Origin of the sequence: Streptococcus mitis, assembly GCF_946190375.1 — a bacterium.
Taxonomy (GTDB): domain Bacteria; phylum Bacillota; class Bacilli; order Lactobacillales; family Streptococcaceae; genus Streptococcus; species Streptococcus mitis_CJ.
The window spans coordinates 25,028-38,847 of record NZ_CAMIAF010000008.1 but is presented as its reverse complement, the minus strand read 5'-3'; the positions used below and the strand labels follow the sequence as shown (position 1 = coordinate 38,847).

The 13,820-nt window shown below is 39.9% G+C and carries 15 protein-coding genes and 1 tRNA gene; 13 read left to right on the top strand and 3 right to left on the bottom strand.

Going from position 1 to position 13,820, the window contains the following annotated elements; genetic code table 11:
• Positions 1–129: 129 nt before the first annotated feature.
• Positions 130–1,056, bottom strand: a complete 927-nt coding sequence (yidC, locus tag N8M09_RS04935) for a membrane protein insertase YidC (RefSeq protein ID WP_173226033.1) — start codon at positions 1,054–1,056, stop codon at positions 130–132.
• Positions 1,057–1,133: 77 nt separating this feature from the next.
• Positions 1,134–1,412 carry an acylphosphatase gene (locus N8M09_RS04930; RefSeq protein WP_261064212.1) on the bottom strand — a complete coding sequence of 93 codons (279 nt, stop codon included), beginning with the start codon at positions 1,410–1,412 and terminating at the stop codon, positions 1,134–1,136.
• Between the two features lie 33 nt (positions 1,413–1,445).
• On the opposite strand from N8M09_RS04930, the gene N8M09_RS04925 reads away from it, so the two are divergent.
• From N8M09_RS04925 to N8M09_RS04870, 12 genes are all read left to right on the top strand, one after another.
• Positions 1,446–2,186: a TrmH family RNA methyltransferase gene (locus N8M09_RS04925; protein WP_261064210.1), complete on the top strand. Its 741-nt coding sequence runs from the start codon at positions 1,446–1,448 to the stop codon at positions 2,184–2,186.
• Positions 2,187–2,240: 54 nt separating this feature from the next.
• A complete protein-coding gene (locus tag N8M09_RS04920; RefSeq protein ID WP_261064208.1) occupies positions 2,241–2,924 on the top strand; it encodes a Bax inhibitor-1/YccA family protein in 684 nt (227 codons plus the stop codon).
• A 112-nt stretch (positions 2,925–3,036) separates the two neighbouring features.
• Entirely contained in the window at positions 3,037–4,029 is a 993-nt protein-coding gene (gene asnA, locus N8M09_RS04915) for an aspartate--ammonia ligase (RefSeq protein ID WP_000748005.1), read from the top strand.
• A gap of 64 nt (positions 4,030–4,093) precedes the next feature.
• On the top strand, positions 4,094–4,633 hold the full coding sequence (rsmD, locus tag N8M09_RS04910; RefSeq protein WP_224218754.1) for a 16S rRNA (guanine(966)-N(2))-methyltransferase RsmD: 540 nt from the start codon (positions 4,094–4,096) through the stop codon (positions 4,631–4,633).
• Complete coding sequence (gene coaD / locus N8M09_RS04905; RefSeq protein ID WP_261064206.1) at positions 4,623–5,111, top strand: pantetheine-phosphate adenylyltransferase; 489 nt, start codon at positions 4,623–4,625, stop codon at positions 5,109–5,111. Before rsmD ends, coaD begins: the two co-directional genes overlap by 11 nt.
• Positions 5,095–6,132, top strand: coding sequence for a SepM family pheromone-processing serine protease (locus N8M09_RS04900; protein ID WP_000727281.1), 1,038 nt, complete (start codon positions 5,095–5,097; stop codon positions 6,130–6,132). Before coaD ends, N8M09_RS04900 begins: the two co-directional genes overlap by 17 nt.
• Before the next feature lie 57 nt (positions 6,133–6,189).
• Positions 6,190–6,420: a DUF1146 family protein gene (locus N8M09_RS04895; RefSeq protein ID WP_000250399.1), complete on the top strand. Its 231-nt coding sequence runs from the start codon at positions 6,190–6,192 to the stop codon at positions 6,418–6,420.
• 61 nt (positions 6,421–6,481) lie between these two features.
• The gene (locus N8M09_RS04890) at positions 6,482–7,555 is read left to right on the top strand and encodes an acyltransferase family protein (RefSeq protein WP_261064205.1); all 1,074 of its coding nucleotides are present in this window, start codon (positions 6,482–6,484) and stop codon (positions 7,553–7,555) included.
• Positions 7,540–8,823 (top strand): UDP-N-acetylglucosamine 1-carboxyvinyltransferase, encoded by a 1,284-nt coding sequence (murA, locus tag N8M09_RS04885; RefSeq protein ID WP_261064204.1) that lies wholly within the window; start codon positions 7,540–7,542, stop codon positions 8,821–8,823. The genes N8M09_RS04890 and murA overlap by 16 nt, the downstream gene beginning before the upstream one ends.
• Positions 8,816–9,004, top strand: a complete 189-nt coding sequence (locus N8M09_RS04880; protein WP_025169706.1) for a DNA-directed RNA polymerase subunit beta — start codon at positions 8,816–8,818, stop codon at positions 9,002–9,004. The genes murA and N8M09_RS04880 overlap by 8 nt, the downstream gene beginning before the upstream one ends.
• Positions 9,005–9,042: 38 nt before the next feature.
• Positions 9,043–9,867: a DNA-entry nuclease EndA gene (gene endA / locus N8M09_RS04875; protein WP_261064201.1), complete on the top strand. Its 825-nt coding sequence runs from the start codon at positions 9,043–9,045 to the stop codon at positions 9,865–9,867.
• A gap of 154 nt (positions 9,868–10,021) precedes the next feature.
• Positions 10,022–11,353: a hemolysin family protein gene (locus N8M09_RS04870; RefSeq protein ID WP_261064200.1), complete on the top strand. Its 1,332-nt coding sequence runs from the start codon at positions 10,022–10,024 to the stop codon at positions 11,351–11,353.
• A gap of 200 nt (positions 11,354–11,553) precedes the next feature.
• Here N8M09_RS04870 and N8M09_RS04865 read toward each other — a convergent pair.
• Positions 11,554–11,624: transfer RNA gene (locus N8M09_RS04865), tRNA-Cys, on the bottom strand.
• A gap of 167 nt (positions 11,625–11,791) precedes the next feature.
• On the opposite strand from N8M09_RS04865, the gene N8M09_RS04860 reads away from it, so the two are divergent.
• On the top strand, positions 11,792–13,780 hold the full coding sequence (locus N8M09_RS04860; RefSeq protein ID WP_261064198.1) for a peptide ABC transporter substrate-binding protein: 1,989 nt from the start codon (positions 11,792–11,794) through the stop codon (positions 13,778–13,780).
• Positions 13,781–13,820 lie beyond the last annotated feature (40 nt).

Here is a 13,820-nt window from a genome sequence, read left to right as displayed (position 1 = left end):
TTAAACTATTTAACTTTTTTGACTAGTATAAGATGTAACGGTAGATAATAAAAACGAATGATGATATCTAGTTGATGAAAACTATTTATCATTCATTCGTTTTTTAATTATTGGATAATTTACGTAGCTTTATCTCGAACGTTGTTTTCCAGCGTTGCGATTTTTGTGTTTTTTCTTGCTTGTGATAGCAGTTGGTTGTTCAGGGGTAACGTCTTTTCGTCCACTTGGTTTAGAGAAAGCACTTGCTTTTGGTGGGTTCTTCGCCAGTTCTTCACGGACTTTTTTGCGAAGTTTTGGACGAACGATATAGTTGACGATAAACTGTTGGAGAATCATCATGAAACCACCGACAACCCAATAAAGTGTGACACTAGCTGGTGAGATGAGGGAGAAGCCGGCAATCATGACTGGGCTCACGTAAGCCATTTTCTTGATTTGATCTCTTTGCGTTTCATCTTCTACTCCGTGAAGTGAAAGGAGTGATTGAAGATAGTAAAGGACACCAGCGCAGGCAGCTAAAATCATACTTGGAGAGCCTAGAGGAATTCCTAGGTAGCTTGCTTGAGCAACCCCTTCAGTATGTTGGGCAGCAAAGTAAATTGCAGAGAAGAAAGGCATTTGAAGGAGGATAGGGAAACATCCTACACCACCAAACATGCTGATGCCGTGTTCTTTTTGAGCGGCAAAGAGAGCTTGTTGGGCTTCGAGTTTTTCTTCTTGAGTAGTCGCTTCCTTGAGACGAGTTTGATGTGGCTCAAGGACGTGCTTGAGGGCGTTCATCTTTTCAGAGTGAAGCGTTGCCTTCCATGATTGGTAGATACCAAGTGGCAAGATAATCAAGCGCACGATAATGGTTACGATGATGATAGCGACACCAAAGCCTAGACCTTGATCAGTAGCGAAGTACTTGATAGCTTCAGCCATAGGCGCTCCGATCGTATTCCAAATAAATCCTATTGGCTTTCCTGTGGCTTTATCGACGCTAACACAGCCAGTCAAGACAAGCAACATAGCCACTCCCATAGCCGAGAGTGCAAAACGTTTAATAGATTTCACTGTTTTTATTCCTTCTTTAAAAATTATACCTTTCTATTCTACTGTTTTTTTACAAAATATACAATAGTTCTAGAGACTTAATTTGCGATTTTAAAGTCAGGGTAAGGAGGAAAGTTACTTAGTTTGACATCTAAGTAGCTGACTTTTGAAAAAGGTGTGGGTCCTTTTCGGATTTCTTGGATAAATTTCGCCATGATAGCAGATGAGTCTGCTTGGGCTAAGATTTCCACTGTGCCATCGTCGTTATTCCATACCCGACCTGTGATGCCACCAATTTCAAGTGCCAAGCTGTAAACACCCCAACGAAAGCCGACTCCTTGCACCGTACCTTGGGCAATCATTCTAACCTTTTGCATACCAAACCCCTTTGATTGTGTTATAATATTTCTATGACTATTATAACCTCAAAAGCCAATTCTGTGGTAAAAAATGCCAAGAAATTACACCAAAAAAAATACCGCAAGTCTGCTTATTTGATTGAAGGCTGGCACTTGTTTGAAGAAGCTGTTCAAGCTGGAGTGACGATTGAGAAAATCTTTGCCTTAGAAAATTATCGAGATCAGCTAGCATCGTTTCCGCAAACTGTCTGGGTGTCAGAGGATATTTTGCTAGATTTGGCAGATTCTCAGACTCCACAGGGCATTGTTGCCGTGGTTCAAAAAGAAGAAGTAGGGCAAGCTGACTTGAGTCAGGGCAAGTTCTTGTTTTTGGAAGATGTGCAAGATCCTGGTAATGTGGGAACGATCATTCGAACTGCGGATGCAGCAGGCTATACAGGAGTGATTGTTTCAGATAAGTCGGCAGATATCTACAGTCTCAAGACCCTACGTTCCATGCAAGGCAGTCATTTCCATCTGCCCATTTACCGAATGTCTAGTCAAAGGCTTCTCGAGGAAGCTAAGGAAGCAGCTATCCCAGTGCTGGCAACAACCCTATCTAAAGATTCTGTTGATTACAGAGAACTGCCTCCTATAGAAAATTTTGTACTAGTCATGGGAAATGAGGGTCAAGGAATTAGTCCCCTCATGGCTGAAAGTGCAGATCAATTGGTCCATATTAGCATGAAGGGTAAGGCAGAGAGTTTGAATGTTGCCGTTGCGGCCGGTATTTTAATTTTCCATTTAAGCTAATTTTAACTTTCTTTGTTATAATCAAGGAAAGATGTTCATAGAAAAGGAGAAAAGATGAATCACACTATTATTCATGACCGTGCAGGTCTCAATCAATTTTACGCTAAGGTTTATGCCTTTGTTGGTCTGGGGATCGGACTATCTGCTTTGGTATCAGGCCTTATGTTGACGGTCTTTCAATCTCAGTTGGTTTACTTTTTGATGCAGGGGCGTCTCTGGTTGACCATTGCTACTTTTGCGGAGTTGGCCTTGGTTTTCGTTGCCAGCAGTATGGCTTCAAAGAATAGTCCAGCGGCTCTTCCAGTATTTTTACTTTACTCTGTTTTAAACGGCTTTACCCTCAGTTTTGTGGTAGCCTTCTATACTCCGGGTACAGTTTTATCTGCCTTTGTATCGAGCGCCCTTCTCTTCTTTGTCATGGCGGCAGTTGGTATCTTCACCAAGAAAGACTTGAGTGGTCTTGGTCGAGCTATGATGGCGGCTCTTATCGGTTTGCTGATTGCTATGGTAGTCAATATTTTCTTGGCTAGTGGCTTCTTTGATTATATGATTAGCGTAGCCATGGTTTTGGTTTTCTCAGGGTTGATTGCTTGGGACAACCAAAGAATTCGTCTCGTTTATGAGCAATCACAAGGTCGTGTAGCGACAGGTTGGGTTGTGTCAATGGCTCTCAGTATCTATCTTGATTTTATCAATCTTTTCCTAAGTATTTTACGTATCTTCGGTCGTAATGACTAGAAGGTACCTAACATCAGTGTTCGAAGGAGCACTGATTTTTTTCGTATTTGCTCTTTCCTTTTCTTGAAAATAGGTGTATAATGCTTTTAATTAATTTTTTGAGGAGTAGTTTATGAAGAAAAGTTTTATCCATCAACAAGAAGAGATTTCCTTTGTCAAAAACACTTTTACCCAGTATTTGAAAGATAAGTTAGAAGTTGTCGAAGTTCAAGGTCCTATCTTGAGCAGGGTCGGCGACGGGATGCAGGACAACTTATCAGGTGTGGAGAACGCCGTATCGGTCAAGGTTCTCCAAATCCCTGATGCTACTTATGAAGTGGTGCACTCACTTGCTAAATGGAAACGCCATACCTTGGCTCGTTTTGGTTTCGGTGAGGGGGAAGGTCTTTTCGTCCACATGAAGGCCCTTCGTCCAGACGAAGACTCGTTGGATGCGACCCACTCTGTTTATGTTGACCAGTGGGACTGGGAGAAGGTTATCCCAAATGGTAAGCGTAACATCGCTTATCTAAAAGAAACAGTTGAGAAGATTTATAAGGCCATTCGTTTGACAGAACTAGCTGTTGAAGCTCGCTATGACATCGAATCAATCTTGCCAAAACAAATCACTTTTATCCACACAGAAGAGTTGGTAGAACGCTACCCAGACTTGACACCAAAAGAGCGTGAAAATGCTATTTGTAAAGAATTTGGAGCAGTCTTCTTGATCGGTATCGGTGGTGAATTACCAGACGGTAAACCGCACGACGGACGTGCACCAGACTACGATGACTGGACAAGCGAGTCTGAAAATGGCTACAAGGGTCTAAATGGTGATATTCTTGTCTGGAATGAATCTTTAGGTGGAGCCTTTGAGTTGTCTTCTATGGGAATCCGTGTAGATGAAGAAACTCTTCGCCGTCAGGTAGAAATTACCGGTGATGAAGACCGCTTGGAATTGGAATGGCACAAGGCTTTGTTGAATGGCCTATTCCCATTGACAATCGGTGGAGGAATTGGACAATCTCGTATGGCCATGTTCTTACTTCGTAAGAAACACATCGGAGAAGTGCAAACAAGTGTTTGGCCTCAAGAAGTCCGCGATACTTACGAAAATATTTTATAGAGAATCGAACCGCAAGGTTCGGTTTTCTTTCTCTTTTTGCCTATAATTTGGTATAATAAACGGTATGAAAATCGTATCAGGAATCTATGGGGGACGTCCCCTCAAGACACTAGAAGGTAAGACGACAAGACCTACTTCGGATAAGGTTAGGGGAGCTATTTTTAACATGATTGGTCCCTACTTTGAAGGTGGACGAGTCTTGGACCTTTATGCAGGTAGTGGTGGTTTATCTATCGAGGCAGTATCGCGTGGCATGTCCAGCGCTGTTTTGGTTGAGCGAGACCGTAAGGCTCAGGCTATCGTGGCTGAAAATATTCAGATGACCAAGGAAGTTGGGAAATTTCAACTTCTCAAAATGGATGCAGAAAGGGCATTGGAACAGGTATCTGGGGGATTTGACCTCATTTTCTTAGACCCTCCTTATGCCAAGGAACAAATCGTAGCAGATATTGAAAAAATGGCTGAGAGGGAGCTTTTTTCTGAAGATGTCATGGTCGTGTGTGAGACGGATAAAGCCGTTGAACTTCCAGAAGAAATTGCCTGTCTGGGCATCTGGAAGGAAAAAATTTATGGAATTAGTAAGGTGACAGTCTATGTCAGATAAGATTGGCTTATTCACAGGCTCATTTGATCCGATGACAAATGGGCATCTGGATATCATTGAACGGGCGAGCAGACTCTTTGATAAGCTTTATGTCGGTATTTTTTTTAATCCCCACAAACAAGGATTTCTCCCTATCGAAAATCGTAAACGGGGGCTAGAAGAGGCTTTGAAACATTTAGAAAATGTTGAAGTTGTGTCTTCTCATGATGAATTGGTGGTTGATGTTGCAAAAAGACTGGGGGCTACTTGTCTAGTGCGTGGTTTGAGGAATGCAGCGGATTTGCAATATGAAGCTAGTTTTGATTACTACAACCATCAGCTATCTCCTGATATAGAGACCATTTATTTACATAGTCGACCTGAACATCTCTATATTAGTTCATCAGGTGTTAGAGAGCTTTTGAAGTTTGGTCAGGATATTACCTGTTATGTTCCTGAGAGTATTTTGGAGGAAATAAGAAATGAAAAAAAAGATTAGATGGCCCTTATACGTCATTGCGGCCTTGATTGTGACTTTCTTGGCATTTGTAGTGCCCTTGCCCTACTATATAGAGGTTCCAGGTGGTTCGGAAGATATTCGCCAAGTCCTTAAAGTCAATGACACAGAAGATAAGGAAGCTGGTGCCTATCAATTCGTTACGGTTGGTGTCCAGCATGCCACTTTAGCCCATATGATTTATGCGTGGTTGACGCCTTTTACAGATATTCGTAGTGCCCAAGAGACTACAGGTGGCTCTTCCGATGTTGAATTTATGCGGATCAATCAATTCTACATGCAAACATCGCAAAATATGGCCAAGTATCAAGGGCTAAAAACAGCTGGTAAGGATATTGAACTTAAATACCTTGGGGTTTATGTTTTGACTGTGACGGATAATTCGACCTTTAAAGGGATTCTCAACATCTCTGATACAGTTACCGCAGTCAATGATCAGACCTTTGACAGTTCCAAAGACTTGATTGATTACGTCAATTCTCAAAAACTAGGGGACTCCGTCAAGGTCACCTATGAAGAGGATGGGCAAACCAAGTCTGCAGAAGGTAAGATTATCACCTTGGAAAATGGCAAAAATGGGATTGGAATCGGATTGATTGACCGTACAGAAGTGACCAGTGATGTCCCAATTCGCTTTTCAACAGCTGGTATCGGCGGTCCAAGTGCAGGTCTCATGTTTAGTCTGGCAATCTATACCCAAATAGCTGACCCTGGTCTTAGAAATGGCCGTATTGTTGCCGGTACAGGAACCATTGACCGTGATGGTAATGTGGGGGATATTGGAGGTATTGATAAAAAAGTTGTTGCTTCGGCTAGAGAAGGTGCTGCTATTTTCTTTGCTCCAGATAACCCTGTTAGCGAAGAAGAACAAAAAGCGCATCCGGATGCGAAAAACAACTACCAAACAGCCCTAGAAGCAGCTAAAACAATCAAGACAGATATGAAAATCGTGCCTGTTAAAACCCTACAAGATGCAATTGATTACTTGAAAAACAATCCCTAGTTTTTAAGAGAAATTTCCAAACTAGCGCACAAACAGAGAAGATGGTATAATAGTCAAATGGTTCAATTATTATTCACTCTAAGCAGTCACATGCTCTTTATTTATGTGAGTTTTTACCTTTTAAAGAATCTTGTTAGATGGGAAAAGGTTTTAAAAGTGACAGCTGAGAATACAGGAAAAGTTCGTTTACTAGTAGCCTTTTTTAGCATTGTCATGGGCTACATCATGAGTTCTTTCTTTATCAGCCTGTATCAGTTGTGGCAAGAAGCGCTTAGAGGATTATTATAATTTGCGTGTTTAAGAAATTACTTTCAAGATATTATTAAACTTATAGGGAGAAATAGAATTCATGGATATTATAGTCTTGTTATTAATAACGCTATTAATTTATTTGTTACCTCAAAATAAGGAATATCTAAGTGTTGAATCTACATCAGGGCTTAGAGGATTTCTAGCCATAGGAATAATATTTCATCATGTGTCGCAATGGGTTACATCTGGTGATGAATTTTCTAATTTTTCCTATATGGGGACCTATATTGTTTCTATTTTCTTCTTTTTGTCCGCCTATGGATTGTATTTTCAGAACGAAAATAAGAAAAACTACCTAGATAATTTTTTAGTTAAGAGACTTTCTAAAATTCTAGTTCCATTTTTTTCTATATCTTTGATTTATATGTTTTACAGATTCGTAAACGGTCAATTAATGGATTTAAATTTTTTTATTAATTTATTTAAAAAAGGAAGTACAATTATATATAATGGTTGGTTTGTTGATATTATAATTTTAATGTATGTGTTCTTTTATATATCGTTTAAGTTTTTTCAAAATAAGTTCTTATCTATTGTTGTCAATACAATATTTATAATCTGTTATATCTGTTTGGCTATAAAATTAGGCTATAGCGTCTGGTGGTACAATAGTGCCTTGGCCTTCGTTATTGGTCTAATATGGGCTAAAAATCAAAATAAAATTGATAGATTTTTAGATAGGTATTACTTTATAGCAATTATTTTAGTCACTGTGTTGCTCTTTTTCTCACATAAATACAATATTTTATTGAAGTATATACATTTAGAAGATAGCTATAGTTATGCACTGGCGGCTAATTTAGATAATATTATTTTTACAATCTACTTTATTATTGTTTTTCTGAAAAAAATAAATTTTTCAAATATGTCTTTGATTTTACTAGGTAGTATATCGTTTGAATTATATATGATACATGGACTAGTAATCTCTATTCTGGAAAAAATATTTGTGTCATCCAGAGTAAATGATGTGTTATTTACATTTTTTGTATTGATGATAAGTCTGATTTTTGCTTGGATTATTAACAAATTAGTTAATAGGTTTATTCAAAAAGTAAGTCTATTTATAAAACCAACATTAAAGGAAAATACTCTATGGAAAAAATTGTAGTTCAAGGTGGCGATAATCGTCTGGTAGGAAGTGTTACGATCGAGGGAGCAAAAAATGCAGTCTTGCCCTTATTGGCAGCGACTATTCTAGCAAGTGAAGGAAAGACCGTCTTGCAGAATGTTCCTATCTTGTCAGATGTTTTCACTATGAATCAGGTGGTTCGCGGTTTAAATGCCAAGGTGGATTTTGATGAGGAAGCTCATCTTGTCGAGGTGGATGCGACTGGCGATATCACAGAGGAAGCTCCTTACAAGTATGTCAGCAAGATGCGTGCATCTATCGTTGTCTTGGGACCAATTCTTGCCCGTGTAGGTCATGCCAAAGTATCCATGCCAGGTGGTTGTACGATTGGTAGCCGTCCTATTGATCTTCATTTGAAAGGTCTGGAAGCCATGGGGGCTAAGATTAGCCAGACGGCTGGTTATATCGAAGCCAAGGCTGACCGCTTGAAGGGTGCTCATATCTATATGGACTTCCCAAGTGTTGGTGCTACGCAGAACTTGATGATGGCAGCGACTTTGGCTGATGGTGTGACAGTTATTGAAAATGCTGCGCGTGAGCCTGAGATTGTTGACCTCGCCATTCTCCTCAATGAAATGGGAGCAAAGGTTAAAGGTGCTGGTACAGAGACCATTACCATCACCGGTGTTGATAAACTTCATGGTACGACTCACAATGTAGTCCAAGACCGTATCGAAGCAGGAACCTTTATGGTAGCTGCTGCCATGACTGGCGGTGATGTCTTGATTCGAGACGCTGTTTGGGAGCACAACCGTCCCTTGATTGCTAAATTGCTTGAAATGGGAGTGGAAGTGACAGAGGAGACTGAAGGAATTCGAGTTCGTTCTCAACTAGAAAAGCTAAAAGCTGTCCATGTGAAAACCTTGCCCCACCCAGGATTTCCAACAGATATGCAGGCTCAATTTACAGCCTTGATGACCGTTGCAAAAGGGGAATCAACTATGGTGGAGACAGTTTTCGAAAATCGTTTCCAACACTTAGAAGAAATGCGACGCATGGGCTTGCACTCGGAGATTATCCGTGATACAGCTCGTATTGTTGGTGGGCAACCTTTGCAGGGAGCGGAAGTCCTTTCAACTGACCTTCGTGCCAGCGCATCCTTGATTTTGACAGGTTTGGTAGCACAAGGAGAAACTGTTGTCGGTAAATTGGTTCACTTGGATAGAGGTTACTACCGTTTCCATGAGAAGTTGGCGCAGCTAGGTGCTAAGATTCAGCGGATTGAGGCAAATGATGAAGATGAATAAGAAATCAAGCTACGTAGTCAAGCGTTTACTTTTAGTCATCATAGTACTGATTTTAGGTGTTTTAGCCCTAGGAATCGGCTTAATGGTAGGTTATGGAATCTTGGGAAAGGGTCAAGATCCATGGGCTATCCTGTCTCCAGCAAAATGGCAGGAATTGATTCATAAATTTACAGGAAATTAGGCTGGAGAACCAGCCTTTTTCTAAAGATAAGGAGAAATATGAACAAAAAAACAAGACAGACACTGATCGGACTGCTAGTGTTATTACTCTTATCTGCAGGGAGCTATTATATCAAGCAGCTGCAGTCGACAGCTAATAGTCCCAAAACCAAGGTTAGTCAGAAAAAACAAGCGTCTGAAGCTCCTAGTCAAGAATTGGCAGAAAGTGTCTTAACAGACGCGGTCAAGAGTCAAATAAAAGGGAGCCTGGAGTGGAATGGCTTAGGTGCTTTTATCGTCAATGGTAATAAAACAAATCTAGATGCCAAGGTTTCAAGTAAGCCCTACGCTGATAATAAAACAAAGACAGTGGGCAAGGAAACAGTGCCAACCGTAGCAAATGCCCTCTTGTCTAAGGCTACTCGCCAGTACAAGAATCGTGAAGAAACTGGGAATGGTTCGACTTCATGGACTCCTCCAGGCTGGCATCAGGTCAAGAATCTAAAGGGTTCTTATACCCATGCGGTCGATAGAGGTCACTTGTTAGGCTATGCCTTAATCGGTGGCTTGGATGGTTTTGATGCCTCGACAAGCAATCCTAAAAACATTGCTGTTCAAACAGCTTGGGCAAATCAGGCACAAGCCGAGGATTCGACTGGTCAAAACTACTATGAAAGCAAGGTGCGTAAAGTCTTGGACCAAAACAAGCGTGTCCGTTACCGTGTAACCCTTTACTACGCTTCGAACGAGGATTTAGTTCCTTCAGCTTCACAGATTGAAGCCAAGTCTTCAGACGGAGAATTGGAATTCAATGTTCTAGTTCCCAATGTTCAAAAGGGACTTCAACTGGATTACCGAACTGGAGAAGTAACTGTAACTCAGTAAAAGATAAGATAAACTCCTATGTCACTTGTGGATGTAGGGGTTCTTTTTTGGACAATTTAAGTAGAACTAGAATAGACACTGAGAAAAAATAATATGTACTGAGCTAATTTTTGTGATATAATAAGTGACAAGATACTATTTTAGGAGAAGAACTATGGAAGACCCAAGTAGTCAGAATTTGTTGCTACAATTTGTTTTATTGTTTGTTTTGACGGTATTAAATGCCTTTTTCTCAGCCACAGAAATGGCCATGGTTTCACTTAACCGTGCGCGGGTTGAACAAAAGGCGGAAGAAGGAGACAGACGCTACATCCGCCTTCTGAAGGTACTAGAAAATCCTAACCATTTTTTATCAACCATTCAGGTAGGAATCACCCTGATTACAATCTTATCAGGGGCGAGTTTAGCTGATACTCTAGGACGTGTGATTGCCTCTTGGCTTGGGAATGGCGAAACAGCACAAGCCGTGGCAACTTTTCTATCCTTGGCATTTTTGACCTATATTTCCATCGTTTTTGGGGAATTGTATCCTAAGAGAATCGCTCTTAATCTAAAGGATGCCTTGGCAATTCGTACAGCGCCGGTTATCATTGGGCTCGGAAAACTAGTCAGTCCTTTTGTTTGGCTTTTAGCTGCTTCGACCAATTTCTTGAGCCATTTGACTCCTATGTCATTCGATGATGCGGATGAAAAAATGACCCGTGATGAAATTGCCTATATGCTGACAAATAGTGAAGAAACATTGGATGCTGACGAAATTGAAATGTTACAGGGGATTTTTTCACTGGACGAATTAATGGCCAGAGAAGTCATGGTTCCTCGAACGGATGCCTTTATGGTCGATATTCAGGATGATAGTCAAACCATCATCCAAAGTATTTTAAAACAAAATTATTCTCGTATCCCTGTCTATGATGGAGACAAGGATAACGTGATTGGGATTATTCACACCAAGAGTCTCCTTAAGGCGGGCTTTGTGGACGGTTTTGACAATATTGTTTGGAAGAGAATTTTACAAGATCCACTTTTTGTTCCTGAAACTATTTTTGTGGATGACTTGTTAAAAGAACTGCGCAATACCCAAAGACAAATGGCAATCTTGCTAGATGAATACGGTGGGATGGCTGGTTTGGTGACACTTGAAGACCTCCTAGAGGAAATCGTTGGGGAAATCGATGACGAAACAGATAAGGCTGAAATCGAAGTTCATCAAATCGGAGAAGATACTTATATTGTTCAAGGTACCATGAATCTCAATGATTTTAATGACTACTTTGATGTCGAACTGGCAAGTGATGACGTTGATACCATCGCTGGTTATTATTTGACAGGAGTTGGGACCATTCCAACGACTGAGAAACTCAGCTATGAATTGGTCAGCCAAAACAAACAGCTTATCCTAACCAATGATAAAGTGAAAAATGGCCGTGTTACCAAGGTAAAAGTCCAAATTACCGAAGTTGAAATAGAAGAAGAAACAGAGTAAACTAGAGGCTTTTGTCACCAGGAGTGACAAAGCTTTTTTCAGTTGATTTCAAAAGGGAATAGTATCCTCGAAAAACTCAGCCCCCAAATCCGCCCCAAAAGTGTTTTAAAGTTGTCCTTTTTTATCATGAAATAAAAATAAAAAAGCCCTATTTTACGGGCTTTTTTGTCTTGATAAATTCCGATAAATTCGGTATTGAAAGGCGGTAGACGGATTTGAACCGACGATCAAGCTTTTGCAGAGCCGTGCCTTACCACTTGGCTATACCGCCTTAACGTTTATTATTATACCTTGAAAATGATTTTCAGTCAATAGCTTTTTCAGATTTTTTGTGTTAATAAGCCTAAATATTCTGAAAATTCGTTTACTTTTATTGAAATATCTTAAAATATATGGTATAATCAATAATAACCTATACTTTATAAGAGGAGTAAATAAATGAAAAAAAGTCGAGTGCTTGCTGTAGTGGGAGCTACCTTATTAGCGTCAGGAGTTCTAGCTGCGTGTTCAAACACTAGTTCAAATAATGCTAAACTAGCAAAAGATTACCAATATGTTTATCAAACAGATCCAGAAACTTTGGATTATATCGTTAGCAATATTGATTCAACATCTTTCGTCACAACAAATGCTGTAGATGGTTTGTTGGCTAATGATAAATATGGTAACCTGGTTCCTTCTATTGCTGAATCATGGACAGTTTCAAAAGATGGTTTGACTTATACCTATAAAATCCGTAAGGATGCTAAATGGGTAACCGCAGAGGGAGAAGAATACGCTCCTGTAACTGCTAAAGACTTCGTTACTGGTTTGAAACATGCTGTAGATGGAAAATCAAAAGGACTTTCAATCGTTAGCTCTTCTATTAAAGGATTAGAAGCATATATCAAGGGTGAAACAAGTGATTTTTCAACCGTCGGAGTAAAAGCACTCGATGATCAAACACTAGAATATACTTTGAACCAGCCAGAAACTTTCTGGAATGACAAGACCACTAGTGGTGTTTTGATGCCAGTTAATGAAGAATTCTTAACTTCAAAAGGGGAAGGTTTTGGTGCCCCAACCGATGCTAACTCTATTCTTTATAACGGTCCATTTGTCTTGAAGGCTGTAACTCCTAAATCATCTATCGAGATGGCTAAAAATGACGCTTACTGGGATAAAGAAAATGTAAAAATTGAGAACGTTAAGTTCACTTTCTGGGATGGTAAGGATCAAGATGTAATTGCCAAAGGTTTTGCCGATGGTCAATATAGCAAGGCTCGTATCTTCCCTACAAGTTCTACATATGAAAAATATGCAGCTGACTTTAAAGATAACATTTACTTTAATGAACCAGGTGCGGGTGTTGCAACTGTCAGCTTGAATTATGGCCGTACAACCTATAACCACACTGCCAAAACAAGTGATGCCCAAAAGACATCTACTCAGAAAGCATTGCTAAACAAGGAATTCCGTCAAGCCTTGAACTTTGCGGTCGATCGCAATTCTTACTCAGCTCAAACAAATGGTACTGATGGAGCTGCAGTAGCCATCCGTAATACGTTTGCACCATATAATCTTCAAGTTGGTAAGAAAACATTTGGTGAATTGGTACAAGATAGCTTGACTAAGACAAATTCTTCTACTTGGTCAAACGTGTCTCTAGCAGATTCTCAAAATGGCCTTTACAATGAAGAAAAAGCTAAAGAAGTCTTTGCTAAAGCAAAATCAAGCCTACAAGCTGAAGGTGTTGAATTCCCAATCCACTTGGATGCCTTGGTTATCCAAGAATCAACAGCGGTTGTAAACCGTGTTCAATCATTGAAACAATCAATTGAAAAAGTATTGGGTTCAGATAATGTTGTTGTAGATTTACAACAAATGACTCAAGCAGAAGCTTTACCAATTTCATTTAGCGCTCCAACAGCTAAAGAACAAGACTGGGATATCCATACCTTGTTAGGATGGAACCCTGACTATCAAGATCCTTCTACTTTCTTGGATCAATTCGTCCTTAAGGGAGGAAGCACTCGCCTTTACCTTGGTATTGACCAAAACACAGATGCATCAGTAGTAAGCAAACTTGGTTTAGCTGACTATGGAAAATTACTTGATGACGCAAACAGCGAAAACCAAGATGTTCAAAAACGTTATGAAAAATACGCAGTAGCACAAGCTTGGTTGACTGATAATGCTTTGACAATTCCAGTAATGGCTTCTCCTAAAGAAACAGCCGTTTCATATGTTTCAAAAGTTCTACCATTTAGCTCTTCATATTCAGTAGCCGGCCTTAAAGGTGAAAATTCAGGATACTTGAAGTACACTGAAGTTGGTGAAAAAGCAATCACCAAAGAAGAGTATGAAAAAGCTCGTGAAAAATGGTTGAAAGAAAAGACTGAGTCAAACGAGAAAGCTCAAAAAGAATTGGCAAGTCATGTGAAGTAAATAATTTTCAATAGAACTTTCTCTCCATGAGGAGAAGGTT